At 49.6% G+C, this 25,811-nt stretch carries 22 protein-coding genes; 11 read left to right on the top strand and 11 right to left on the bottom strand.

The genetic code is table 11. The features are described from left to right. Positions 1-27: 27 nt before the first annotated feature. The 3 genes from tatC to Psch_RS18615 all read left to right on the top strand — a co-directional run bounded on the left by tatC (position 28) and on the right by Psch_RS18615 (position 2,310). The gene (gene tatC / locus Psch_RS18625; RefSeq protein ID WP_190259282.1) at positions 28-813 is read left to right on the top strand and encodes a twin-arginine translocase subunit TatC; all 786 of its coding nucleotides are present in this window, start codon (positions 28-30) and stop codon (positions 811-813) included. Positions 814-993: 180 nt separating this feature from the next. Then, complete coding sequence (locus tag Psch_RS18620) at positions 994-1,959, top strand: polyprenyl synthetase family protein (protein WP_190259366.1); 966 nt, start codon at positions 994-996, stop codon at positions 1,957-1,959. 165 nt (positions 1,960-2,124) lie between these two features. After that, positions 2,125-2,310, top strand: a complete 186-nt coding sequence (locus Psch_RS18615) for a hypothetical protein (RefSeq protein ID WP_190259281.1) — start codon at positions 2,125-2,127, stop codon at positions 2,308-2,310. A gap of 1 nt (position 2,311) precedes the next feature. On the opposite strand, the gene Psch_RS18610 is transcribed toward Psch_RS18615, so the two are convergent. After that, positions 2,312-3,256, bottom strand: coding sequence for a helix-turn-helix domain-containing protein (locus tag Psch_RS18610; protein ID WP_190259280.1), 945 nt, complete (start codon positions 3,254-3,256; stop codon positions 2,312-2,314). A 74-nt stretch (positions 3,257-3,330) separates the two neighbouring features. Here Psch_RS18610 and Psch_RS18605 point away from each other — a divergent pair, with 74 nt between their 5' ends. The 4 genes from Psch_RS18605 to Psch_RS18590 all read left to right on the top strand — a co-directional run bounded on the left by Psch_RS18605 (position 3,331) and on the right by Psch_RS18590 (position 6,571). Next, positions 3,331-5,682 carry a dynamin family protein gene (locus Psch_RS18605; RefSeq protein ID WP_190259279.1) on the top strand — a complete coding sequence of 784 codons (2,352 nt, stop codon included), beginning with the start codon at positions 3,331-3,333 and terminating at the stop codon, positions 5,680-5,682. A 118-nt stretch (positions 5,683-5,800) separates the two neighbouring features. Further along, positions 5,801-5,995 (top strand): hypothetical protein, encoded by a 195-nt coding sequence (locus Psch_RS18600; RefSeq protein ID WP_190259278.1) that lies wholly within the window; start codon positions 5,801-5,803, stop codon positions 5,993-5,995. Between the two features lie 20 nt (positions 5,996-6,015). Continuing rightward, complete coding sequence (locus tag Psch_RS18595) at positions 6,016-6,315, top strand: hypothetical protein (protein ID WP_190259277.1); 300 nt, start codon at positions 6,016-6,018, stop codon at positions 6,313-6,315. Continuing rightward, complete coding sequence (locus Psch_RS18590) at positions 6,305-6,571, top strand: hypothetical protein (protein WP_190259276.1); 267 nt, start codon at positions 6,305-6,307, stop codon at positions 6,569-6,571. The genes Psch_RS18595 and Psch_RS18590 overlap by 11 nt, the downstream gene beginning before the upstream one ends. Before the next feature lie 111 nt (positions 6,572-6,682). On the opposite strand, the gene Psch_RS18585 is transcribed toward Psch_RS18590, so the two are convergent. From Psch_RS18585 to Psch_RS18575, 3 genes are all read right to left on the bottom strand, one after another. Beyond that, positions 6,683-7,342 (bottom strand): spore coat protein, encoded by a 660-nt coding sequence (locus Psch_RS18585; protein ID WP_134218154.1) that lies wholly within the window; start codon positions 7,340-7,342, stop codon positions 6,683-6,685. Between the two features lie 276 nt (positions 7,343-7,618). Next, positions 7,619-7,921 (bottom strand): hypothetical protein, encoded by a 303-nt coding sequence (locus tag Psch_RS18580; protein ID WP_134218153.1) that lies wholly within the window; start codon positions 7,919-7,921, stop codon positions 7,619-7,621. Between the two features lie 194 nt (positions 7,922-8,115). Further along, complete coding sequence (locus tag Psch_RS18575; RefSeq protein WP_190259275.1) at positions 8,116-9,492, bottom strand: ATP-binding protein; 1,377 nt, start codon at positions 9,490-9,492, stop codon at positions 8,116-8,118. Positions 9,493-9,617: 125 nt separating this feature from the next. On the opposite strand from Psch_RS18575, the gene Psch_RS18570 reads away from it, so the two are divergent. From Psch_RS18570 to Psch_RS18555, 4 genes are all read left to right on the top strand, one after another. After that, on the top strand, positions 9,618-10,652 hold the full coding sequence (locus Psch_RS18570) for a glucosidase family protein (RefSeq protein ID WP_190259274.1): 1,035 nt from the start codon (positions 9,618-9,620) through the stop codon (positions 10,650-10,652). Between the two features lie 408 nt (positions 10,653-11,060). Further along, positions 11,061-13,115: a glycoside hydrolase family 15 protein gene (locus Psch_RS18565; protein ID WP_190259273.1), complete on the top strand. Its 2,055-nt coding sequence runs from the start codon at positions 11,061-11,063 to the stop codon at positions 13,113-13,115. Further along, a complete protein-coding gene (locus tag Psch_RS18560) occupies positions 13,069-13,386 on the top strand; it encodes a hypothetical protein (RefSeq protein ID WP_190259272.1) in 318 nt (105 codons plus the stop codon). Before Psch_RS18565 ends, Psch_RS18560 begins: the two co-directional genes overlap by 47 nt. A 24-nt stretch (positions 13,387-13,410) precedes the next feature. Beyond that, on the top strand, positions 13,411-14,286 hold the full coding sequence (locus Psch_RS18555) for a YitT family protein (protein ID WP_190259271.1): 876 nt from the start codon (positions 13,411-13,413) through the stop codon (positions 14,284-14,286). Positions 14,287-14,328: 42 nt separating this feature from the next. On the opposite strand, the gene Psch_RS18550 is transcribed toward Psch_RS18555, so the two are convergent. The 7 genes from Psch_RS18550 to Psch_RS18520 are packed head-to-tail and all read right to left on the bottom strand — an operon-like array spanning position 14,329 to position 25,811. Next, on the bottom strand, positions 14,329-16,617 hold the full coding sequence (locus tag Psch_RS18550) for a PAS domain S-box protein (protein WP_190259270.1): 2,289 nt from the start codon (positions 16,615-16,617) through the stop codon (positions 14,329-14,331). Positions 16,618-16,674: 57 nt separating this feature from the next. After that, positions 16,675-17,571 carry a sensor histidine kinase gene (locus Psch_RS18545; RefSeq protein WP_190259269.1) on the bottom strand — a complete coding sequence of 299 codons (897 nt, stop codon included), beginning with the start codon at positions 17,569-17,571 and terminating at the stop codon, positions 16,675-16,677. Beyond that, complete coding sequence (locus Psch_RS18540) at positions 17,564-18,616, bottom strand: ATP-binding SpoIIE family protein phosphatase (RefSeq protein WP_190259268.1); 1,053 nt, start codon at positions 18,614-18,616, stop codon at positions 17,564-17,566. Before Psch_RS18540 ends, Psch_RS18545 begins: the two co-directional genes overlap by 8 nt. Continuing rightward, positions 18,616-19,029, bottom strand: coding sequence for an anti-sigma regulatory factor (locus tag Psch_RS18535; RefSeq protein ID WP_134218143.1), 414 nt, complete (start codon positions 19,027-19,029; stop codon positions 18,616-18,618). Before Psch_RS18535 ends, Psch_RS18540 begins: the two co-directional genes overlap by 1 nt. A 2-nt stretch (positions 19,030-19,031) precedes the next feature. After that, positions 19,032-19,406: an STAS domain-containing protein gene (locus Psch_RS18530; RefSeq protein WP_205079514.1), complete on the bottom strand. Its 375-nt coding sequence runs from the start codon at positions 19,404-19,406 to the stop codon at positions 19,032-19,034. A gap of 20 nt (positions 19,407-19,426) precedes the next feature. Further along, on the bottom strand, positions 19,427-20,737 hold the full coding sequence (locus tag Psch_RS18525) for a response regulator (protein ID WP_190259267.1): 1,311 nt from the start codon (positions 20,735-20,737) through the stop codon (positions 19,427-19,429). A 16-nt stretch (positions 20,738-20,753) separates the two neighbouring features. Continuing rightward, entirely contained in the window at positions 20,754-25,811 is a 5,058-nt protein-coding gene (locus tag Psch_RS18520; RefSeq protein WP_190259266.1) for an AAA family ATPase, read from the bottom strand.

Raw genomic sequence — 25,811 nt, 5'->3', positions numbered from 1 at the left:
TGCCTGTAATAATAGTGGGGGAAAACGATGGCTAAAACTAACGGAGAAATGAACATTATTGAGCACCTAGAAGAACTGCGTCATGTTTTAATTGTTTCAATTATTACCACTGCCATATTTGCTGTGGGAGCGTATTTTTTCAGCGATAGGATCTTGGCATCAATGCTGGAACCAATTACCAAGCTGGGGCAGAAGATATTTTTCACCGGTATCACAGAGGCGATCTTTGTTAAAATCAAGATATCTTTCTTTGCCGGTTTCCTGGCGGCGCTGCCGGTAATTTTATGGCAGGTATGGGGTTTTATTGTTCCTGCCTTAAAAAAAAATGAAAGGATCTACTTTTCTATTTTTGTTTTGATATCCTTTGTCAGTTTTTTAGGCGGTATTGCTTTCGGTTTTTTTTGTGTCTATCGAATGGGTGTAATGTTTTTACTCCAATTTGCCGGACCAACACTAACACCATTACTTACAATCGACAAGTATATTTCTTTCACGATTTCCTTTCTCCTTCCTTTTGGTATAGTGTTCGAATTTCCTTTAATAAGCTTTTTCCTGGCCAAAATGGAACTTGTGACACATGCCTTTTTTGCTAGAAACCGCCGTTACGCCATGTTGGCTGTTGTAGCCCTGGCGGCCATAATCACCCCCACGCCGGATGTAGTTACCTGCCTTATCATCAGCGGTCCCATGTATTTGCTTTTTGAACTAAGCGCGCTGGTAGTACGCATCGTTGAACGCAAGCTTGCCCGCAAAAAAGAGCGTGAGCGCCTGGTCGACATGACTGAAGTACAATCAGCAGCCACAGTTAAATAGTCATGCCCATCCGTGAAAAACATGGACTGCTCTAGAATTATAATGGCTTATTACAACATCAGTACCAAAAATGGCATCATACTGCCGACAATGTGGCTGTCGGTAGTCTTTTTTTACGTGCGTACTACAATGGATACTAAATATTTTCTTTGTTTATTTCAGGTAAAGGAAGCGGTAAAGATATTAGAGTTTTTCAAAGACATCGCAAAAGAACTGCAGATGGTGGAAAAAGAGTTAAGTGATGTGGTGAAAACGCCAAACCCGCTTCTAACCGAGACCTCTACGCATCTCCTTAATGCGGGTGGCAAGAGACTGAGACCTGCGCTCTGCCTCCTTGGCGCAAAATTCTATAACTTCGACCTGCAGAGGATCCTGCCGCTGGCTGCTGCTTTGGAACTGATCCACATGGCTACACTGGTACATGATGATGTCGTTGATGCTTCGCTAACCCGCAGGGGTAAGCCCACTGTCAAGGCCATGTGGGGAAACAGTATCGCCACCCACATTGGCTCCTATCTTTTTGCTAAATCCCTCATGTTGATAGCCCGTTATGAATATACCCCACTTATTTCTAAAGTCCTGGCTGATACCAGCGTCAACATGTGTGAGGGTGAAATCCAACAGATAGCCGCATCCTTTGATGTCAAACAGAATCTGAGGAACTACCTATACCGGATTAAACGAAAGACCGCCATGCTGATTGCAGCGAGCACGCAGCTGGGTGCAGTAGCCTGCGGTGCGTCTAAAAGCATTTACTTGCCGCTATACCGGTACGGTCACGCAGTGGGCATGGCTTTTCAGATTACCGATGACATCCTGGATATGGTTGCCGACCAGCGTGAGATGGGCAAGCCTATCGGCAGTGACTTGCGACAGGGAATTATCACTCTGCCGGTAATTTATGCCCTGGATACATCCAGACAAAGAGAGCGGCTTAAAGAACTGGTGGCAAAACCTGAAAAAGACGATGGCGAGTTACAGGAAGCTATCAGCATAATTACCAGCAGTGGGGCTATCGAGCAATCTCTCGAACTTGTTGAGAAATATATCCATAAGGCCAAGCAGGCATTAAAAGAGCTCCCTGACAGACCTACCAGATTAAACTTAAGCCTTGCGGCAGATTATGTGGTAATAAGAAAATACTAATACAGAGAATGATGTTTCATCTTATGAACACAGGATAGATAAGTATTTTTCAACCCTGGCAAAAAAATGGGTGAAGCTGTATCCATGCAGTTTGAAAAAATTTAATTCAATTGAAAGCTGACCCCTGGTTCAGACTCAACTAATGGGTTACGTTGCTAAATATTCTTGAAAGATATCACTGGTGAAATCAGTACAGGGGATTTTGCAACTTTCCCCCAAAATTTGCCGGTAACGTTTGCAAACGTGCCGGTTGGGGTTGATTACCACTACCTCAAAATAAAGTCGTTCGGTCAGGCTGATGGCCGGGGCTGCACTATCCCAAAAGTTGTTCAGCCTGTTGATGTGATATGATTTATACAGGCTCTCCCGTGAATACTTCCAACTCCCTGATGACCTCCTCCAGACTTACCGCCAGAGCTTCGGCCTCAGTGATGGGGCGACCAAAAGCACGGGCTTCCTCTCTGCCGGGCACATGCGTCTTACACGGCAGTTCAAGAGGATTTTTCAACCAGCTCTTGGCAACCTGATATGGCGTGTGAAAACAGAAAAAATGGTCTCCGTACTTTACCCTGAACTCAAACAGGCTGTAATAATCGCTTTCTTTTCTGCAACGGGGGCACCCGCCCTGCACACTTTTATACTTGACATAGTCCAGCCCCATAGACCGGGCCTTCAACCGGCACGTTTCACATAAATATATTTTTTCCCCGCCCTCCACCAGGATAACCTCCAGACCCTCCAGGGAGGTGAATTTCTCGCTCATCTTCTTCAGGGTCTCTTCTTTTAAGTCATACAGGTATTCTTCTCCACCCTTGGCATAGTGGTTCAGGTGGTACAAAAAGAACGAGGTCCTGAGCAGCAAAGCCACTCTTTCCGGGTAGTCTTCCAGTGAAAGCAAAAAACGTTCCTTGAAACCCTGGTAGGCGCGGGTTTTTTTCTGGTCTTCCAGGCGTTTGAAGGCAGCCTTTTTGGCGCCCAGGCGAAAGTCCTCCTCAGCATGCCACTTTCTCTTAAATTCAGGGAGCCTGGGCAGCAGCTTTTCCACCGCTGCGCGGTCGAAAGACTGGTCCACCCCAAACTTATAGCGCTTCGTATGTTTGACTTCGAGAAGCCCCTCGCGGACCAGACGGCGCACCGCAGCTGGCGTTATGTTTAGGAGATCAGCCGCCTGCGCTGTAGTTAAATAATTTTCTGAGCCAGGCTCCATTATAGTCATACCCCTTTTTTCTTTGACAACCCCTGCTACGTTTATTTTATCACTCGCAAGAGCGTAATTATAAGTAATTATGCCGGGCATAAAAGCCCTGCAACGTTAATATATAGAAACATAAGCAATAAATACCTGGCTTTGACAGGGGAGGTTGGTCGTTCATGGGTCAGGTGAACCGGTTTATCCAGGGGGTGGAGGATATATATGAGCTGCTGGACCAGACTGCAAAGCCTTGCGTCGCAGTCCTCGGGTCATTCAATTCCGGCAAATCCACCCTTGTTAACGGCCTGCTGGGAGCGGAGGTCAGCCCGGTGGGAGTTGTCCCGACCACCAATTGTCTGGTAGCCTTTGACTACGGTCATATCTTTAGGGCAAGTTATACCGGGGTCAAGCAAAACTTGCCTTTTCAAAATATGGACCAGCTTCGCTCTTTCCTGGGGAGCGGGTTAAAAACTCCCGCAGGCAGGGTTTCCATAGAGCATATCTCTCCGCTTTTAAAAAAATGCCGTCTGCTTGATACTCCCGGCATTGACGGAGCACGTGACGCCGGGCTTCTCGCTGAACAGGCGGCGATAGAGGCCGACCAGGTTATCTACCTTTTTCACCAGCGCGGTATGGAGGATTTTAACCGCCTGTTCTTGTACAAGCTGGCTGATATTTGGAAAAAGAAGGACATAAACAAGCTCTCCTTCTGGTTGAACTGCAACCACGGCTTATGCGACGGTTCGTCTTTAGAGACAACCCGGACCATACTGCGGGAGATTTTTCTGAGCCCGGTCAGATGTTACACCATCAACACGCATGACCCCGCCAGTGTTGAGGCCGTCAACCTGTTTTTACAGGTGGAGCTGGCCCGGGATACCTGCCGGCGGGCATACGGACGCCTGAAGAAGCTGGATCATGAACTGCCGGGGCGTATTTCAAAAGTCGTCAGGATTAAGGAAGAGACAGCTTTTCTCTCAGAATTCTGGAGAGTTCAGGAAACCTCACGGGTTATCCTTGAAACCGGAAAACTGCTGCAGTCTCTCCCCGCAGTTGCAGGTGAGCTTGAGCATACCTTGAGAACCGCCAATCTCGCGAACCTGGGCGCCGGGCACAAAAGACCCGAAGGACACATCTACCGCCCCAAAACAACCAGTATGAAGGAAAACAAAAAAAGGCTGCTGGCCTTGACTGCTGATTTACTGGCTGAAAAAACTACTGAAGGGTTAATAGACCTGCCTGCGGTTGAAATAATAGCCCGTGAAATCCAGTCGGAGCGTTTTTCGGCGGCGGCCTGGGGCGGTTTTTCCACCGGGAAAACAACCTTTTTTAACGCCCTGCTGAAGGAAGACATCCTTCCCGCTGCCGACGGGCCTACAACCACAGCAGTTACCAGGATAACTTACGGCCCTGAAAAAAAAGCCACCGTCCACTTTCCTCTGCAAATCACCCTGAATACTTGCGAACAGGTGGGTGAGAAGGTCGGGATCTACAGGGAACAGCTACAGGCGCTGGAGAGATGGCTTGCTCCCGGCAACGACGCTGTAGCTTCAGTCGAGTGCGCCGACGGAGGCTTCTTCCGGCTCCTTGACAGGCAGGAGGTCCTTAAGCGGATACAGCGGGTGAAAGCACATTTTGCGGCCGGGGCTTTCGCCAGGACGGCAGCCAACAGCAGCAGGATACCGGGCGTATTCAGGTTGATTTCCCAGAAGGCAAATAAGCGAAACCCCTTCCTGGACCAGGTCAGGGTCACCTTTAAGGACGCCTGGTCTTCTGAGTTCAATCTTTCCGAACAATCCGGCCGGGAGCAGTTCAGGAAGGTCTTGGGCCCGGAGAACGCCTTTCGTATTGAGCAGGTGGTGGTTGAGCACCCCTCGGAGTTTTTGAGGCTTGCAGATTTCCTTGACACGCCGGGTCTCGACTGGATTCAAAAATACCATTACCCAAAGACCTCCGGCCTGATCCGGCAAAGTGACGCGTACCTCGTCTTTTTTAACGGCAAGCATATACTGAATCAGATGGACCGGCAAAACTTTCAGACTCTGTTCCTTCCACAGTCAGACGCCAGTTTTCAGACCTTGACAGCACGCGAGAGGGGGAAATATTTCTTCATCATTAATTTTGCCGATGCCTTGGGTTTGGCTGAACGGGAAGCTGTCTGCAATTTTATGCGAAGAAACCTCGGCCCCCCTAACGGTAAGTATGCTCCTGCCTCAGGCGCCCCCAATATTTTTCTGATATCGGCTCTCAAAGCACTGTCCGGGGAGGATGCCCACAGTATGGGCTCTTTATTAAAAGCGCTGGAGGAAGGCATCTTTAAATACCGGGCCACAGACTTTTACCTGGATAAAATAGCCGCGCTTTTAGGAATTCTGGATGAGGCGTCACTTCGGGCGGCCAAAGCCTACCTTGAACGGAACGCTTCGGGAAGCGTGAAGGTTAAACTGCGAAAAGTGCAGGAAACCTTGCGTGACTACAGGAGTAAGCTTAAAGAAATTCGCAGCTCAGTCTCCCCGGCCAAACCTCCTTAAAAGTGTGGTTTGAATTGCGGGCCCGGGGTTACCGAAGGCGGTGCGGAACACCCTGGATGCATTTCCCTGGCGGGTACAGGCATGGTTTTTTCATGAAAACCCGGGAGGTATTAAATAAGTGGAAAACGCCAGGATTTTGGACGAGCGGCTGCGTAAAATAATCAGCGAGATCAGCGGGCGCACCGGAAGCGAAATCAAAAAGGACCTGCTCGGCGATTTGGGTGAATGTTTCCAAACAGCCATCGAAGAGCATGCCCGCAAGGAAACCAACCGGCTGCTCGAACTTTTGAAAAAGGCTATTGAAAAAATGTAAAAGGACTGGGGGAAACAGGTATGGAATTAAAGCTGGATGAAGTCAAAGGCGGCCACAACGGTGACGAATTATTTCAGCAAATGCTTAAAGATATCATGACCGGGTTGAGGAAAAAGATGGTCCAGCCCGTTTTGGAGGAAAACAGAAAACTGGCTTCCAGCCTGGAACAGTTCCGCGAAGAGGACCGGGCGGCAATCACGGAATTGCTGCAGCGGTTGGAGGTCCTGGAGAATAAAATACAGCAGGTACCTCTGGTAATCCTGGCAGCGCTTAGAGACGCGATTAATCAGGCCGGCGGAGGGAACAAAGATGCCCAATGAAAAACGGCAAAACCACCTGGAACTTGTAGAATCCCTGGCCTCATCCATCCAGAAGAAATTAGTGGAACCGGCCGAGGACCGGGTGGAACTCGTTAACTGTGAACTTAGGGACTTAAGCGCACGGGTAACTGATCTGGAAGAAAAGGTTGCCCTGCTGGCTGCAAAACATGGCCGCACCAGATTACTCGCTTGTGTTTCCCTGGTGGCGGCAGCGCTAATGTTTTTGGCCCAACAAATGTGGATGTGGCATCGCTAAGTTTTCATTCTCTGCCAGCGCCGCGCTAGCGGCATGTGGAACTAAAATAAAACCAGCAGAAAAAGGTGCGGCCCCACAGAAAGTGGGGCCTATTTCATGCAGGACTCGATATCAGTGCCCGTATGGATTGATCTGACCCATTTGGCCGGCCTTTCCTGTCTGCCCCCCAGGACTCATCTGCACCCCGTAACCGGTCTGTCCTCCCTGCCCCACCATAGTTGGCTGGTAGGTCTGCTGCATCTGGTTCATCACACTCTCCGGCATCGCAGGCACCGGGTACCAACCTTTTTGATTCATGTACTGGAAGATTTCATAGGACATCTCCATACAGGAGCGGGCCGCTGTAGCGAGCATGTTGCGCAGGTTCGGGTTGGCGCACTCCAGGGCGGCGCTGGTGCTGCGTATAGCTCCGCATTTGTGAAATACCAGGGCGCCCATGGAGATGGCACGGTCACTCAGGGTTTTGGCTTCCGGCTTGGGCATTACCGGCGCAGCCTGCTGCATACCATAATCAGGCTGGTTTTCCCCTGCCATTCTGGTTGTTGAACCCATGGTAATGCGGGGAGCCCCGGATACATCAATACCCTGTCCCTGCATTACGTTTACCATGGTATTATACGTATCAACCATGTGGCGTTGCTGGCGTTCCAAGACCCTCCGTAATTCGGGATCCTGGCACTGGTTCAGGTACATGGCGTAATGGTCAATCATACAGGTATTCTCGCTTAATACCTCATGGACCTCCATAGCTTCATGTGTTCCGAATTTCATGTCGAACCTCCCTTAAAAATAATTTAGATCATGGTTATTATTCTGCATTGACCTAAGAAATTTATACCTAAAATAATAAAAATAACCCCTGTCTCGAAGGGTTATATTGGTGTGAATTTTATTGGCGCCTATAGTACGTCTATCCCTGCAAGTGGTCGTAAGCCGTCAGGCGTAGGACGCAGGAACATACTGCATTTCCTCTGGCGCCTTTGTGCGAGTGAATTTCTGCTTTCAGCATTCAATCTTAGAGTCATCTATAATTCTGTAAGGTTGAAATCAGCCGCTTTCTTGCACCCGTTTCATCAAGACAAGGACAAAAACCGTTGCCCCTGAAATAACAAGCACTTTGATGACATAATTCACAGTTTCAGCTTTAAACCTGTCTTCTTCCTTCTTTAATTCCACAGCCGGGTTCATCTTCAGGTCGATGTAAGTGCCCTTGGTTTCAAACTGAACGGCCTGCTTTTCAAGTTTAACCACCCTGTCCTCATGTTTGGTCAAAGTCGACATGAAGCTTATGGTCTGCATGGCAAGAAAGGCCAATGCAAACAGGATTAACAGAAAGCGAGGACTGTTCATTAGAATTCCCCCCTTGTATGATATTTTTACATGGGCTTGCCGCTCCGGCGACAGGCGCCATCTCTGGCAGATTGCTGGTATAAGTGTATTGCTTGGAGACCTTTTAGTATTACTTGTACTGTTTAATCTTATTCAGCAGCATGATACCAATTCCCTTTTCTTAGAAAAGACTTATTGATGTATTTATGAAAAACTTATTGTTTTTTTTGTCTACCAAGCTCACCGCTGAGATCATCGATGAACTGCCTGGCGGTACGACCGGAACGCCCGTTGTGCCAGGTCTCCCAGAGCAGCGCTTTTTTCTCGAGTTCAGAGCCGGGTATATCAATACCCCTTTGTTCAGCCAATCCCCGTACAATATCGAGGTAGAGCGAGCGGTCGGGCATGACAAAAAGGACCGTGATGCCAAACCTGTCTGCCAGGGAAAGTTTCTCCTGCACAGTATCCCCTGTTCGGAGATCTCCATCCCCGTCACCGGCTGGTCCACGGTCGGAAAAATGTTCCCTGACCAGGTGTCTTCTGTTGGAGGTAGCGTAAATCAGTACGTTGGCCGGGCGTACCTCCAGCCCGCCCTCCAAAACCGCTTTAAGCTCCTTGTACTCGACCTCTGAATCCTCAAAAGAAAGGTCGTCAACGAAAAGGATGAAGCGCTGGGGCTTCCCTCTAAGTTTTCTTATGATTAACGGGTAATCGCCCAGGGCGCTTTTGGGAACCTCAATGAGACGAAGGCCCCTTGCCTGGTAACGGTTCAGCAAAGCCTTTACCGTGGAAGATTTACCGGTACCACGATCGCCGTAAAGTAAAATATTATTCGCCGGAAGTCCTGCAAGAAATTTTTCGGTGTTATCCACCACTTCCTGACGTTGAGACCGGTACCCAATCAGTTTCTCCAGACGCACCGGATCGGGCTCATCAATACCTTCCAGGTGTTCATACCGGCTTACCCAACGAAATGCCCCATACCTGCCGAAAATACCTGACCCTGCGCAAATGTAATAGTCCGACAGAGCCTCGAGACAAGCGCTCCAGTCACCCCTTCCGCTAAGCAGTTCTTTCAATTCCCTTGCTTTTGGCCTGCCGTCCCTGCCTGTTTCGCTGACAAAAGGGATATGGAGGGCATCCCACACCGGCAATTGGCCGGCTAAGGATTCGTCCTCCATCTTTAATAGTGACGCTAGAGCAGCTCCGGCTTCAACCCTGTGTAAAACCTGCAGCTTGTTGAGATCCCACATTGCGGCCTGTTTGAGGGAATGGCCCAGTTGCCCGTAAGGAACTGAGGCCGCTGCTTCACTAAAAGGGTTGTCCTGGTACAAGATCAGGTTAAGCAAGTGGTCCTGCCAGGCATCTCCGACAGGCTTCTCCCCCGCTAAGACGGCTTTTGCAGACAGCAGGCGAAATATCTCGCCGTAAGAGTCCAGGATTTGTTCCATCGGGGCCTGGCCGGTCACCTTTTCAAGGAAAACTACCATGGCCCGGCAGACCGGGTCTTCCATAATACCCCGGTATAGAGTCAGGCCTTTTGCCGCATGCAGGGCATGCGAAAATTGAGTGAGTATTTGTCTATTCAACATATCTTTATTTTTCCCTCCGGGGAAGAATATTCTGCAACCATTTCTCACTTTCCTTCGCGTTGCCGAAACTAAAATATTATCCAACCCATACTATGTAATAAAATTACTTCATGGAGTGTCTAAAGATGTCTTACAGTAATATGTCGGAAATTATCCGGGCGCTCAAAAACAACATGGCGTCCCAGGTAGCTTGGCTGAAAAGCTGCCAGATTTTGAGCCCCGGCAGCAGCGCCGACGGAGCTATCGGCAGGTACCCGGACCAGGGTTGGGTGATGCCCTATTTTGCCAATTTTGCAGCTATGGCCCTGCTGGAGGACGTTAACGCCCACCTACTGGTAGAACGCTACCTCAACTGGTACCTGGCCAACCTGGAAGATGACGGTACGATCAAGGACTACCACTATGACGAAAATTTAAATGCCAAAAAGGCCAGCCCGGATTCCGAGGACGCTTACGCCGGCTCCTATCTCTCCCTGGTGGCGGCTTACCACGAACGTACCCGTAAGACCAATTGGGTGAGAAAAAACCTACCGGCCCTGAAAAAAGTGGCCAACTGCATCGTCAACCTGACTGACCGGGACGGCCTGACCTTTGCTCTGGCCAAGTACCGGGTCAAATACCTGATGGACAACTGCGAGGTGTACAGGGGGTTGGCTGATTTCGCCGGGCTTTTGGACTACCTCGGCGACCAGGAAGCCTCTGTTTTTAATGCCAGGGCTAAAGCTGTCGCCACAGGTATCGAAAAGTCTTTGTGGGATGCACGGAGGACCTGCTACTATCCTAGTAAAACCAGCTGGTGGCTGCGGCCGGGGGTTAATTTAAAAAAATTCTACCCTGACGCCACCTGCCAGCTCTTTCCGGCGCTGTACGGGTTAATTGAACCGGGTTCGGAGCGGGCGGCCAATTTGTACGAACTGTTCAACAGCAACCACCCGGAATGGTTAACAATCAAGCCTCCTGATTATCCCTGGGCAATCCTGGGCTACTGCGCCTCCCTGCACGGAGACTATAAAAGGGCTTACGAAAAACTTCGCTATGTCCGTGAGGAGTATATCGCCACCAAATCCGGCAACTGGTTCTGCGCTGAAGCCGCCTTTTTTGTGCTAACCTGCGCCAGGCTGCTGCAAAGAAGCGGCGAGTGGCTGTTTGCAGGCAGCTAGGTTTTTGACCGATAAATCATTTCAGTCTGTTGGTAAAATTTCTGATGGGAAATATGTTACTATAATGAAAATACTACAGTCGCTATCATAATCGGGTACCCGCCAAATCTCGCAGATCGGCAAGAAAATCCTATAAATTTAAGCTCGTTCAAAAGCGCATACTAAAGGTGCGAATAAATTCGCGGCCACATTTGTTGGGGAATTGCTCTGTAAGCTGGACGCTATATTCTGGATAGTTTCACATGCCGCCAGCGGCGCGACGTATCATAAAAATACCAGCCGATGTAGGCGCCATTTCAATCGCACACGGCGCACTAGCGCCGAACTTGTGGCAGCCAATGTTGCATTTGTACGAATGAATTCGCACCTACATTTTTTGAGGCAGTTCTTTTTAAGAGTACAGTGAAAATGGTGGTGGAAAATATTTCAACCAGGTTCCAGCCTGAAATGCCTGAGGCTATCATAGGTAATTCAAGCATGCTGGCCTCCGTACGTAAAAACGGGGAGATCTTCAAGCTTTTCTGGCCCCACATCGAATATGCCCAGCATCTGGGCCGCTTTTGGCCAGGCCTGAGGATGGCCGCAACGGAAGGGGAGAGTTTTACCAGGTGGTTTCATTTAAACGTATGGGATACCACACAACGCTACCTGGAAAACACTAACGTTCTGGAAACAACCCTGTCCAGCGTATCCCATTATATTAAAGTTATCCAGCGGGATTTCGTCTTGCCCGACCGCGATATCCTGGTCAGATTTTATGAAATCAGAAATGATGGGGAAAAATCTGAGAAGGTGTCATTTCTCCTCTACTGCAATTTTGAAATAGAGGAGTCGCCTCTTTATGACAGCGCTTACTTTGAACCTTCTAATAACTCCTTGATATTTTACCGGAGAAATATATACATGGCATTAGCCGGCTCCGGTTATCCCCTGGCCGGATACCACCTGGGCAGGCGAGGCACAGGCTCGGATCCTTACCAGGACGCCTCCAGGGGATTGCTATGGGGGAATAGCGATAATATCCGGGAAAGTTCGGGAAGTCTGGCCTGGGATTTGGGGGACTTGCAGCAAGGACAGTCCAAAACCTTTTCCCTTTACCTGGCGGCAGGACACGGCAAAGACTCAGTCATGGAGCACCTGGCAATGGCAACTGCGAAACCAGGCAACGAGTGGTTGGATAATACCGTAAGCTACTGGCAGGGTTGGTTGGGCCCGAGGATGCAGCCCTGCGGGATCTATGCCGGCTACCCTACCTATAAAAGGTCGCTGCTGGCGATCAAGCTGCTGACCTCGAAAGAGACCGGCGCTTCCATCGCTGCCCCGGAATTCGACCCCTACTACCTGGCCAGCGGCGGCTACGGCTACTGCTGGCCGAGGGATTCGGTTTATATCGCGGCGGCCATGGACGAGGCGGGATATCACGATCTGGCGGGACAGTTTTATCACTTCGCCTCTTCTGTGCAGGAAAAAGACGGCAGCTGGCAGCAGCGTTATTTCACAGACGGCAGTGCGGCTCCTACCTGGGGCAAACAAATCGACCAGGTGGGGTCCGTTTTGTGGGGTTACCGGCACCACTACGGGCTGACCCGCGACGGCTGCTTTCTCGAAGAGGTATGGCCCTCATTGACTGCCGGGGCGGCTTATCTGTCCGGCAACCTGGAGGAAAACGGCCTGCCGGCGCCCAGCTATGATCTCTGGGAGGACCTGCACGCCCAGGCCACATATTCGGCCGCGTCAGTTTATGCAGGGTTGAGAGCCGCTTCGGAGCTGGCCGGAATTAAAAACCAGCTGGTAGAAATGGAGCGCTGGGGGCAAGCCGCGGCCAAGGTCAAGGAGGGCATCCTCAAGCGCCTGTGGTCCCCCCATTACAATCGCTTCATACGGGGGATAAACCGCAGGACAGACCGGGGGTCCTTCGAGGACGCCCGGCGCAAAGGCGGCCGCGCCTTCAGCGGCAAGGATTCCACCGGCCTGTACGAGACTTTTTGGGTCGGGGAAGACGGTCGCGCCGACGCGGCTCTCCTGGGTTTGGCTTTTCCCTTTGCGGTGCTGGACCCGCTTGATGAGAGGATGCAAGCGACAGCCCGCTCGCTGGAAGAGCTGCTTTGGAACCATCACGTGGGCGGTCTGCACCGCTATGAATGGGACGGTTACCGGGACAGCAATCCCTGGCTGCTCACCACCCTCTGGTTGGCCATCTACCACTGTATGACCGGGAACATCAAACACGCCGGAGCCCTCTACGAATGGGCCTATAAACATGCTAACCAGCACCAGCTGCTCCCGGAGCAGGTTGATAAAAACCAGGGCGGACCAGCCTGGGTAATGCCTTTGAGCTGGTCGCACGCCATGTTTATACTGGCTCATTTGGCGCTGCAGGGGAAACTAAGTATAACCAAAAAGGGGATGTACAGGCTTGAACAGCATGAAGAACCATCGGCTGGATCAGCGGGTGAATCCTGATAGTATCGAGGTGAAAACAGAAGTAGACCGGAAACTGTCTCTTGACCCAAGCTACATCGTACGTTACCAGCTTTTTGAAGACGGCAGTTTCATTGGTGATGGAGTAGTCCAGTACCATAGAGAAGCCAGTCATAACGATATTGCCATACCCGGTTGGATTAAAAAGACAGACGGCAGTCCGCTCCCGGAGGAAATACTGAAAAACATCAAGAGGGAAATTGCTCAGGCGGCAATACAATACATCAACCAAAGGCGCCAGCCTGAAAAATAATACTGATAAATTTGGAGCAACAATATGCGCCGTAAACTCAAAGCATATTTGCAATCGCGCAAAGCCAGGGAAGATCTGCTTGATCTGCTGTTAATCATTACCGGAACCCTGCTGACAGCGCTGAGCCTCAACTTCTTTTTAATCCCCAACAGCTTCCTGGCGGGGGGCGTGACGGGGCTGGCGCTGGTGTTCTTTTACCTGTTGAAAATACCGGTTTACCTCACCATCATCATATTAAACATTCCCATTTTTTGGTGGGGCTTTAAAGAAATTAACCGGCAATTCCTGCTATACAGCCTTACCGGCACTCTGGCACTGGCCTTCTTCCAGCCGGCAACCCAGGCTCTGGCGCGGCCCCCGCAGATTGACCTGATTTTAGCTGCGATTTTTGGCGGGTCGCTGAGCGGCGCCGGGTTGGGATTGGTGCTCCGGGGCCACGGCAGCACCGGAGGAACCGACATCATTGCTGTCATTCTGCGTAAAAGAAAAAACATGGGGATCGGCGAAGTTGGTTTTTTGGCCAACTTGCTGGTAATTGCAGTGTCATTAGTTTTTTTCCCTCTCAACATCGGGCTTTACACCATTATTTCCATGTTTGTAGCGTCAAAGGTGACTGATGCCGTTATCTCCGGACTCAACACCAGCAAGTCGGTAATAATTGTGTCCAACCATTCCATGCAAATCGGCAGCAGAATAATTAACGAGATGCACCGCGGAGTCACCTATTTTTCCGGTAAAGGGGCCTTTACCCGGGAGGAAAAGACCATTGTCAACTGTGTGGTCAACAGGTTCGAGTTGGCCAAGTTGAAAAAAATTGTGGCGGAATCCGACCCCAACGCCTTTGTTTATATATCCGACGCCAGTGAAGTCATGGGGCGGGGTTTCACGAGCAAAAAATAATCCGGCTAATCCTCCAGTTTCAACACTAGATGATCTTCGGGCTTAGTGGTTAATAGTCCGTTTTTTGCTTGTTTTAAAACGGACAAAAAATGTAGTGCCTGCTTGACCTGTTTCAAAATCTATCTTGGCGTTGTGCCTGTCAGCAACCTTATAACATACCGCCAGCCCTAATCCTGTGCCATTTTCTTTGGTCGTATAAAAAGGAGTGCCAATCTTTTCGATGATGCCGGGTTCAATACCTTTCCCCTGATCTTGCACGGATAAAACTACCTCTTCGCCTTCCACAAATGTCCTTAAATTCATCTTCCCACCGGGGGACATGGACTCCAGCCCATTCCGGGCAAGGTTCAAAATAAGCTGGCGAATCTCTTTCTCATCCAGCAATAGTTCCGGCAGTTCCTGTGTTTCCAAATTGATATATTTGTCAGTCACTAAGGCGTCCGCCTCGATTAAGGGAAGCATGGATTCAAGGATGGTGTTTAGAATTGACGGTTTCAATTGTACAGCCTTGTTTTTTGCTAAAGATAGAAACTCGGTTATTATAGTATTAGCCCTGTCAAGCTCTGAGATCATCAGGTTGAAGTACTCCCCGTGTTTGACAAACTCCTTTTTCCCTTTCAGCAACTGCAAAAAACCACGGACAGCAGTCATCGGGTTCCTGATTTCGTGGCCTATCCCGGCCGCCATTTCACCTATCAGGTCCAGCCGGTCGAGTCGCGCCATTTCTTTTTCAAGCTGCTTGCGTTCAGTGATATCGGTAACCATTGCCAGTGCCCCGGAGTATTGTCCGTTTAGTTCAAAAAAGGGATTGATTGATATAATTGCCCATAATTCCTTTCCGTCTGTTCGGCGGAACTTGAATTCATATTGCTTTGAAATTCCTTGTTGGTGTAACTTTATATTACTCTCGACTTTTGCAGCCCATTCATTGTCGATGAAATCATACAGAGACTTTCCAACCATTTCCTCGACAGCGCAGCCCAGCATCTCTGCCATCTTTTTGTTGATAAAAGTCGTCCTGCAGTTCCTATCTATAACCCAAATTCCTTCAGCGGCTGTTTCTACGATCCGGCGATATCGCGCCTCGCTCTCCCGCAGCGCTTCTTCGGCCTCTTTGCGTTTGGTAATGTCTTCCATAGTGCCTTCAAAGTATAGCATATCGCCCTGATCATCACGCACAACCCGGACATTTTCTGAGACCCAAATCACGGCGCCATCCTGGCGGCGTATTTGGCGCTCTATGCCTTGCCTTTCTGATTCGCTTCCCAAAAAACTTTCGTAATTCAGACCTGACTTAAGCGAGAGCATCTCTTCAGGTTGATTATATCCCAGGATACGCGCCATCGATGGATTAACGAATAGATAACGCCCATCAGGGGCAACCTGAAAGATCCCCTCGGTGGTGTTTTCAAAAATGGAGCGGTACTTCTGCTCAGCCCTTTGCAATTCTCCATAAAGCCTGGCGTTTTCCAGGGCGCTGGCAGCAGTGCCGGCCAAAATTTTCAATGCCTTGACCTTGCCAAAGAGATACGATTTTCTTTTTTTTGAATTAACGTTCAACACCCCAACGCACTTTCCACCAACAAGCAAGGGTGTTGAAATAGACGACTTAATCTCCGGGCGGGGTTTGATCGGAGCAAAACGGGGATCGCGGATAGCTCCCTGCATGATCAGGGTCTCGTGATTGGATGCCACCCATCCGGCAATCCCTTTATGGATGGGGATACGCTGCCCCAATTTTATTTCCATCTGATCACCCCGGGCAACAGCCACATAAAGTTCTTCCCCTGTGCTTGTGGGCAGCATGATCGATATCTCATCCGCTTCACATTGATCAAGTACAGCGTCAGCAATCTTATTAAGAATTACATTAATGTCCAGGGAAGAGGAAACAGCCATGGCAAGATCATAAATCGCCATCGAATCGCATAACTGCAGGTTTTCATTCCTCAGCCGCCTCATTTCCATGGCACGAAGCAGCACGGCCAACAGTGTGTTTAATTTAAAGGGTTTTAGTACAAAATCAAAAGCCCCTACCTTCATCGCCTCCACTGCTGTTTGGACTGTTCCCTGACCAGTCATCATAATCCCAACCATATTGGGATCAATTTTAAGCGCTTCCCTATATAGCTCAATTCCATTCATACCGGGCATCATCAGATCGGTTAAGATGAGATCGAAATCCTGTTCTTGTAAAGCTTTTAAGGCATCCGCGCCGGATGTAAATCCAAATGCCTCGTATTCTCTTTCATTAAGAGTTTCACAAAGGACAGTCATCAGTTCTACTTCATCATCAACAACCAAAACCCGGCCTAATTTTGTCATGCCCATTACAATTCACCTCCAAGCGACTATAAAATAGAAACCTTAATACAGTAAGCATATTTGCTATTTTAGCGGGGACACCCCTTGCGAAGAAGTGTGTCCGCTTTCCTTAATCATGGGCAGCTTTATAAATACAGTGGCGCCTTTACCGACCTCGCTGGCAATGGTAATTAAACCTTGGTGTTCCCGTACAATGTGCCGGCAAATAGATAAGCCCAAGCCAGTGCCTTTACCCACTGGCTTGGTAGTAAAAAAGGGGTCCATCACTTTTGCCAGGTCATCGGGCTGAATTCCCATACCGGTATCGGCAATCTCAATGGCAACACAATCAGTATCCGTATGTCCCTCGTATACCCGAATCGTCAGCGTTCCACCCTGCGGCATGGCATCGCTGGCATTGGTGAAAAGGTTCAGGAAAAGTTGCAGCAACTCCTGGCTGTCGGCATGAATCAGCGGCAACTCGGCCTGATAATCCCGCCTGACGGTGATCCTGTTTTTGCGCAGCTGATAATAAATAAGCTCGAGGGCATGCTCTATCTCCCGGCAGACATCAACCGTGGTAACCTTTCGCTGGCCGCGGCGGCTGAAATTGAGCAGTTTTTTAACAAGAGCGCCCATACGTTCGACTTCCTGAGAGATAATTTGCAAAGCTTTCTGCTTTGGGTCCTCAGGGGGGAGCTTGTTAGCCAGGGACTCTACCCGCAGGCTTACGGTCGCCAGCGGGTTATTCAGTTCGTGAGCGATGCTCGCCGCCAGTTCGCCCATCGTTACCATTCTAGCCACTTGCCAGAGTTGTTGGGTTATAGACTGGACTTCCTCGTTCTTCTCCTCGAGCTCCATGGTCAAAGCAAGCAGGCCGATGTTTGTTGCATCCAGTTCCTCCTGGAGCAGCCGGTTTCGCTGCAGCGTTTCTTCCAATTGGTTCCTTAAAGAAATTGTCTCTACTTTTATCTCAGTCATATGGTATCACCCGATTTGTGAAGCTTTTTCTAACCACGATGACAGTGGCGTCATCATTATCTTTAGCCAGAGCCTGCAGCAGGCGCCGGGCGGCAGGGGAAGCGGGCAAATCAGCCAGCTCCGGAAAGTCATTCCAACACCACTTCGTCCGGACGCCATCAGTATGTAATACCAGAATATAGTCTGAGTCCCATATGTTACCAGTTATAACCGGATCGGGAGCATTAAGCCCCACCACCCCACGCTGCACGATGAAATTCATCGGGGCCGGGCTGCCAAACACCCTCGCCTCAATATTGCCAACGCTGGCGAAGGTTAATGAAATAGTCTCCGCTTTCCAATCAAACCTGGCGAGGGCCATCACCACTCCCCGGGTGGCGCGGCAGGCTCGTCCCGCCCCGCGAAAAAGCGCCTCCAGCGGCTGATCGTAGTGGTTTTCTATATATTCCCTGGCGGCCTGGGCCGCAATTTTGGCATACTGTCCGTGTCCTAATCCGTCAATCAAGGCAACCAGGGCAAATTTATTCGATCGTCTAACGACAAAGGTGTCTCCATTTAATTCCGTATTGCGGTAAGCACGGGTTGCGACCCCGAAAGCGAGGGGGCATTCCTCCGTTTTCCGGGCATGTTCACGCCTCCACCGTAGGCATGTGATTTGGGTACCGGTTTTACCGTCAGGGCCAGGCTGGATTTCGAATTCGTCCATCAGCCGGTTGACCGAGCCCAAACCATAGCCCAGACTGCCTGTAGTCGAGAAGCCATCGGTAATTGCCCGCTCAACGTCGGCAATCCCGGGTCCGTTATCTTGCGATTCTATTTTAATCCCGAAGCGACCGCCTTCCTCAAGCGGAGTCAGCGTCAGCTGACCGCTTGTTGCGTGCTTGACCAGATTGGATGCCAGCTCGCTCACGACAATGGCAAACTCCTCGCTTTCCCGCATACCGAAGCCCAGCTTGCTTGCCATGGCCTTTACCAGCCGTCGCGCCTCGTTCGCATCGCTCAAGTGGGAGACCGAAACTCTACAACAAGATGGAAGCGGCATCATTAGTATCTCCTTCGCCACTTCTTGATGATAACGGTGGTGCCTTTACCTACCTGGGATGTGATCTCCAGTTCATCCATCAGCCTGCGGGAACCCGGGAGGCCCAGTCCAAGGCCGCCGCTGGTGGAATAGCCCTCATGCATCACCTGTTCCAGGTCGGCGATACCAGGGCCGTGATCTATGAAGGTCAACTCCATTCCCACCGCTACGCTTGAATTGAGGGCACGCCACTTCATAACACCCGAGCCGGCGTATAAAAAAACGTTGCGTGCAAGTTCAGACGCCGCAGTAACGATACGCGTAACGTCCGTGATACCGAAGTTCAACTTAGCTGCTGCATCACGGACTGTCTTACGTACAACGATAATGTCGATCTCCTTATCAATAGTTATTTCTCCATGAGCATCACCGCTCATGTTTATCGCCCCCGTTGAAATATGTCGCTAATCATATCTAAAGCAAGGTCGGCATTCAAAGCCGTCAAGGCGCCTCCCAGCGTCAAACCCAGCTGCGTGGCTGTAATAGCAACGCTCGGCTGCATTCCGGCGATAACCGTCTTTCCACCCATCAGGACTACCATTTGGGCAGTTTCAGCTACCACCCGGGCAAAAAAAGAGTCCATTGTCTGCACAGCGGAAATGTCCAATACCAGGCCTTTGACTCGATACCGCTCCATGGCGTTTAAAACCTTTTCCTGGAGAATGGTGACAGAAGTATCATCAGGATCGGGCGGCATCGTTACCAACAACACGTCGTGTATCCTTATCACAGAGATGCTTTCGCTGGTCATCATCTTACACCCCCCAATAGATATTAGTCTGCACAAGCTTGGTTAACCACCCGCAGCTTCAATAGGGTCAAGGCATGGAGCAGCCCTGCGGAGAAGGAGGAGCGGGTGTTCACATTGGACAGATCGACGCCTAATTGAGCGAGTGTCCGGGCAATCGCCGGGCGGATTCCGGTCAATACCACCTCCGCCCCCAGCAGGCGCACCGCGCTGATGGTTTCGAGGAGGTGCCGGGCTGTTTTCGAATCGATGGCGGGAACACCGGTAACGTCAAGCAAAGCGACAGATGACCCCGTTTCCACGATCTTCTCCAGCAACTGCTCCATCAGTTGCTGCGCCCGCATACTGTCCAGGGTGCCGATCAGGGGTACGGACACAATGCCTTCCCATATCTGTATGACCGGCGTAGAAACTTCGATAATCTCCTGTGTCTGTCGTGAGATGATCTCCTCGGCCTGCTTGCGCTCTTCAATTTCCACCCGCAGTGCCTGGTTGAGTTTCTCCAGCTCTGCTGTCCGCTCTTTTACTCTTGCATCCAGTTCTTCATATGATTTTCGCAAGGCTTCCTCAGCCTGTTCGCGCTCGGTGATATCGCGGAATGCCAGGACCACGCCGGTAATGTTCCCCTTGTCATCTTTGATGGGTGCGGCGCTGTCATCTATCGCTATTTCTGTTCCATCTCTGGCTATCAATATGGTATGGTTTGCCAGATCTACGGTAAGGCCTTCAACTAGTACCTTTGTTACCGGGTTCTCGGCGGGTTTACGCGAGTACATGTTTATTATATTAAATATTTCCGTCAATTTTTTATTCTGGCTTTCTTCCAGCTTCCAGCCGGTTAGTTTCTCAGCCATCGGATTCATAAATGTTACCAGACCGTTATTATCAGTGGCAATTACAGCGTCTCCAATACTCCTAAGCGTTGTGGCAAACCATTTTTCGCGCTCTCTTAACTTCTTTTCCATTTTATGCTTATACAAGGCCATATCGATAGTTACGTACAGCTCTCTCTCCCTGAAAGGCTTGACTAAATAGCCGTACGGCTCTGTTATCTTGGCGCGCTGCAGTGTATCTTCATCCGCAAAGGCGGTGATATATATTACCGGAATATCAAAACGGGCCTGGATCTGCTCGGCGGCCGTCACACCGTCGATTTCTCCATGCAGCATTATGTCCATCAGCACCAGATCAGGAGCTGTTTCCTCTGTTTTTTTGACAGCCTCTTCACCGGTAGCTGCAATATCAGGTGCGGTGTATCCCTGACCAATCAGCCTATTTTGTAAGTCAAGGGCTTCAATACCTTCGTCCTCAACAATAAGTATCCTGGCATTGTCCATTGTGCGGGCTCCTTTCTCATTTTAAAGCTTTAAACTTAATTACAAATTCGGTTCTGTTGCTTTTATTGATATGCATGGCGCCCTTCAGCTGTTTTACCAGCGCGCTTACTAATTTTAGTCCCAGTGATTCACAGTTCAGTATCTCGAAATCTTCCGGCAAACCGACACCATTGTCACTGACGCTTAATATGAACTTATTGCCGGCGCCATGGCGCAGGTCAACACATATTTCACCTGTCTCTCCAGCCGGTCCAGAAAGTTTGGGAAAGGCATGTTTCAACGAATTGGAGACGAGCTCATTAATGATCAAAGCGCAGGGAACGACCGTATCAACGCCGAGCGTAACGTTTTCAACAAGTATCTTCGGTTTTATGGCCCTCTTGGTCACTCCGTAAGAGAGGAACAAGTTGGTTGTGAGGCTTCGGATGTATTCGGAAAGGTCGATTTTTGCCAACGAATCGGACTGGTATAGTTTTTCATGGATAAGGGCCATTGAGTAAACCCGGTTCTGGCTCTCTTTGAACGATGCGATGGCCTGCTCGTCTTTGATCTTAGCCAGTTGAAGATTTAGCATGCTATAAATGATCTGAAGGTTGTTTTTAACACGGTGGTGTACTTCCTTTAAAAGCGCCTCTTTTTCTCTTAGCGATTTTTTGACCTCTTCCTCCGCCTTTTTCATATCCCCCACCAACCGGGAATTCTCAAGTGAAATGGCCGCCTGTGACGTCAACAGTTCCGTCATTTGCGTCTTGCCGGAGGTAAATACCGCATTGGAAAGACGGTTTTCCAGATAGAGGATCCCGATCATCTTTGATTGCTTGATTACCGGAAGACAGAGGACTGAGCGCAGCTGCAGCTGCTGGACCTCCGGGTTGTCTTTGAACATGCCTTCCTGAAAAGCGCTGTCAAGGATCATCCTCTCTCCGGTTCGATACACATAACGGACAATCGCTTTGCAGATGCCGCCGGCTTCTTCAAGTTCTATATGAAATGTCTTTACAACCTCTTTGTCGGCGACATGGCTTTCCGCACGGATAAACAAGGCGCCATCTTCCTCAATCAGCAGATAACCATGCTGCGCCCCCGAACTTTCGATGACCACGTTCATAATCTTTTTCAGCAGGGCGTCCTGCTCAATCTCGGCAGAAATAGCGATGGATGATTTCATCAGATAATTGACGTCAAGGTTAGGAAGGGTATGGGAGGAGGAAGATTCCACTTCTAAATGTGCGTAGCAGGTCTTTTCTTCCTCAAAATACTCAGGATATTTTTCGATAAGACTGATTTCTTTTTGCTCTGCACGGCATTTCTTATACAAACGTGCCGCCTCGACAAAAAATACCCTTTTGGAACAATGACCCGCCTGCAGGAGAAGTTCACCGAGGCATTCATTGAGATGGCCTTCCAGAAACGTATACTTTTGTTCATGTGCAATGTCTATCGCATCGAGGTAAAGGCTCCTGGCCTTTTCAAACCCACTGGTGACTCTTTCCAGTTCGGCATAAAGAAAGGCAAGGTATGGCTTCAACAAAGGCCCTAAACCGGCCCATGTTTCGGTCTTCTTGATAAGCGGCTGAATTTCTGCCATTAATTCATGTTCAGTTGCAAAACCTATACCCTTTTCATACAGCTTAAGCGAGTTCAACACCCGGAAGACATGCCACTGTCTCTTCAGCACGTTATCGGTAAGACCCGACAGATACTTCCTGACTCCGGCAAGGTATACCTCGGCCTCTTCATGCTCTCCCAGGTAATACTGCGATAGGGCCATGTGGACGTAATAACTGCCTGCTGCAGCGATATGGTTGTCCCGCTCCCATTGCCTCAGTTTTTCTTCCATGGGTATAAGGGAATAGCCTTTCCGCATGGGTTCACTCCAGCCGGCCAGCACCGCTTCGGCCAGGCCTATGGAAAAAGACAGATGATATCTGTTAGAGAACTGCAGGCATTCCTTGGCGTAGGCTTCGATAGCAGACAGATCCGCCCCCTGGACCTGCAGGTTCCACATCAGGGGGCCGTAGGAAAGTCCGGCGTTATACAGGTCACCGCAGTTTTTCCCGCACTGGATCGACTTCAGGCAATAATCAACGATCTCTTTGGGGTGACTCCTTGAATGCATGTTGCACCAGACGATCCCGTTCATCCCGCGGGTAGCGCCGAATGTGTTCGGGTATTTTGCAGACAGGTCCCGCGCCAGGTCTTCGTATTTGAATGCCTGTGCAAAGTCTTCCTCTTCTCCAAACTGAAGTCCCATGATACTGAAAGAATAAATCACGGATTCATCCATGCCGCCAGACAGGCAATGCTGCGTTGATTGCGCAGCCGAGAGATAAAGCTGCGGCACCAGACCGGACATATACAGGTCAGGAATAAGCTCGCTGTAAAACGCAAGCTCAATTTTGCTTTTTCTGTCCGTGGCGAAAGGCATGTTCAGAATGGCTTCCCAGACATCGATATCCTTTGCGGAAATCTCAGACATTATCTCATACCGTCGCCTGTCCGCTTCATCCGGACTTAACGGGATGGCCTTGTCAAAATAGGCAAGGCCCCGGTTGGCTGTTTCAATAGCCTTGATAAAATTACCGACGGATGACAGCGAAGTCGTTTGTTCCGCCAGACATTCGGCCTTATCCAAATCGGTTTTGGCATGATCAAGCAATTGGTTGAGTAGAAATTCAAAATTATCATAATTACCGCACATAAGCTCTGTCTTTGCCGCTTTCTGGAATATCCTGAAGGTACGGTCGTAGTGATCATCCCCCCAGCAGTCAACCGGCAATAGTTGTCTGCTGAGTTTGAAATACTCATTTGCCGCTTCCACGGCAAGGGAAGCCAGTGCCTTGTTGCCGGCATGGTAGTTGAGGTCTGATAAAAGATAAGCCGTCTTTGCATCCGGATTACTTTCCCTGCCTATGTTGAGGTGGGAAACAATTGCAAACAAGTTCTCTTGTTTTTCGATGTCTTGAACGCCCTCCGGCATAGTACCGAGGAGGTGATTTCCGATTTGCCAGTGAATCCGGCGGCGTCTTTCCGTCGAAATAGCGGACAACGTCGCTTCCTGGACCTTGTCATGGACAAACTGCAACTTGTCCTTGTTTTCCATCAGCAGTCCTTGTCCAAGAGCAGGTTTCAACAACTCAAAGATCTCTACCAGAGTTGTTTCCTTGAGCGCTGCCATATCGGCAGGTGAAAAAGTATTTCCCATACAGGAGCAAAATTCGAGGAGGTTTACCAGGTCAGGTGGAAGCTTCTGAATCTTTGAGCCAAAAAGAGCGACTACGGTATTCGGCATGCGGGACTGACGGATCTTTTCCATATCCCATCGCCATTGCCCCTCACCGTCAAGGTAAAGAAGGTTTTCATTGTGAAGATATGACAGGCTCTCACTGACGAACAGCGGGTTCCCTTCGCTTAGCATGCTTATAAAATCAGATAACGTCTCTGTTTGCACAAGCGGTGCGTCAAGAATGTATGAGACCATTTCATGGCAATGTTGCGGCTGCAAGGGCCCCAGCCGGATTTCCTGCAATGGCTGGCTGCTCTCTTTGGCGCTCCCGATGAGCTTGGTTAAGGGATGGCTTGATTCCACCTCGTTATGGCGGTACGCACCCAAAAAGAAAAGATAGGGGTGGTCCTTATAATTAGCGAATATATTTGTCAGGAATTCAAAGGATGCCGCGTCACACCACTGCAGGTCATCTATGAACAGAGTCAGGGGATTCTGCTCGCTCGCCAGACACTTCAGAAACCGGTCGAAGAGATCATTGAACCTGTTTAGCGATTCAACCGGGGGAAGCTGTTGGACCTCGGGTTGCAGGCCAATCAGGATCTCCAGTTCCGGGATGACATCTGTCAGGATCTTTCCATTTTGTCCCACGGCTTTCAATATGCTTTTTTTCCAGAGCGCAACCCTTTCGTCGCTTTCCGTCAGAAAAGTCCGCATCAAATTTCTGAGCGCCTGGATTAGAGAGCTGTAAGGGATGTTCCTTTGGTACACGTCAAATTTTCCCGATGTGAAATAACCTCTGTGTTTTACAATCGGCTTTTGCAGTTCCTGGATCAGGCGTGTCTTCCCGATCCCGGACAGCCCGGAAATGAATAGTGAGCGAAATGCGCCCCTGGTAACCTGTTCGTATTCTTCAAGAATAATCTCAGCTTCATGCTCGCGGCCGACCAACTTGGAGATAAAGGTAACTCTGTGGGTATAAGCGCAGCTTTCCAGAGGGAACTCGCGTATCATACCGGTGGCGGCATATTCATCCCTGCATCTTACCAGGTCGGCAAGGAGCCCGTTTGCGCTCTGGTAGCGTTTCTCGGGCGCTTTAAGCATCAATTTGGCGATTATGTTACTTAAGGCGATTGGGACATCCGGATTTAATTCATGGACGAAAGGAGCTTCTTCGGCAAGATGTGAATGGATTAATTCAAGGGGATCATCAGAAGAGAAAGGCAGACTACCGGTCAGCATCTCGTAGAATACGATCCCGAGAGAATAGAGATCCGAAGAAAAAACCACTCTATGGTTGATGCGGCCGGTTTGTTCGGGTGAGGTATAAGACAGGATGTCCTTTACAAAGGAACGGTCGTAAATAAAATGGCTTACATCTCTTACATCAACTGTGCCTATGAAGTCTATCAACCTGATATCGAGGGTGCTGAGGTTGACAAGTATATTGTGCGGCTTCACTCCTCCGTGGACAATACCTGCTTCGTGAATTTTATTCAGAGCTTCAGCCAGCTGGCAGGCTATGGTGAAAAAACTGTTTAAAGAAACCCTGGAATGCGCTGCAGTCAGGTTATCGAGAGGGACCCCATCGAAAAAGTCCCGTGTTATAAAGCAGATTCCGTCATTTACGTTAATTGCTGTGGGCGTGATAACAAGGGGATCGTTTAAGATCCTGAGGTGTTCGATTCTGCGGCTGAATTGCGATATTTTATATTCGGATAAAAAGACCGTTTTCAAAACCTTGAGCGCCAGCAGCCGTTCCGCATTTTTTTTCTGATATGCTTTGTAAATAACAGCCTCTTTGCTTTCGACGATCTTTTCTATAATCTCATAATTCGGGATAATCAT

This window comes from Pelotomaculum schinkii (assembly GCF_004369205.1).
In the GTDB taxonomy this organism is placed as follows: domain Bacteria; phylum Bacillota; class Desulfotomaculia; order Desulfotomaculales; family Pelotomaculaceae; genus Pelotomaculum_C; species Pelotomaculum_C schinkii.
This window is presented reverse-complemented; position numbering and strand designations above follow the sequence as displayed.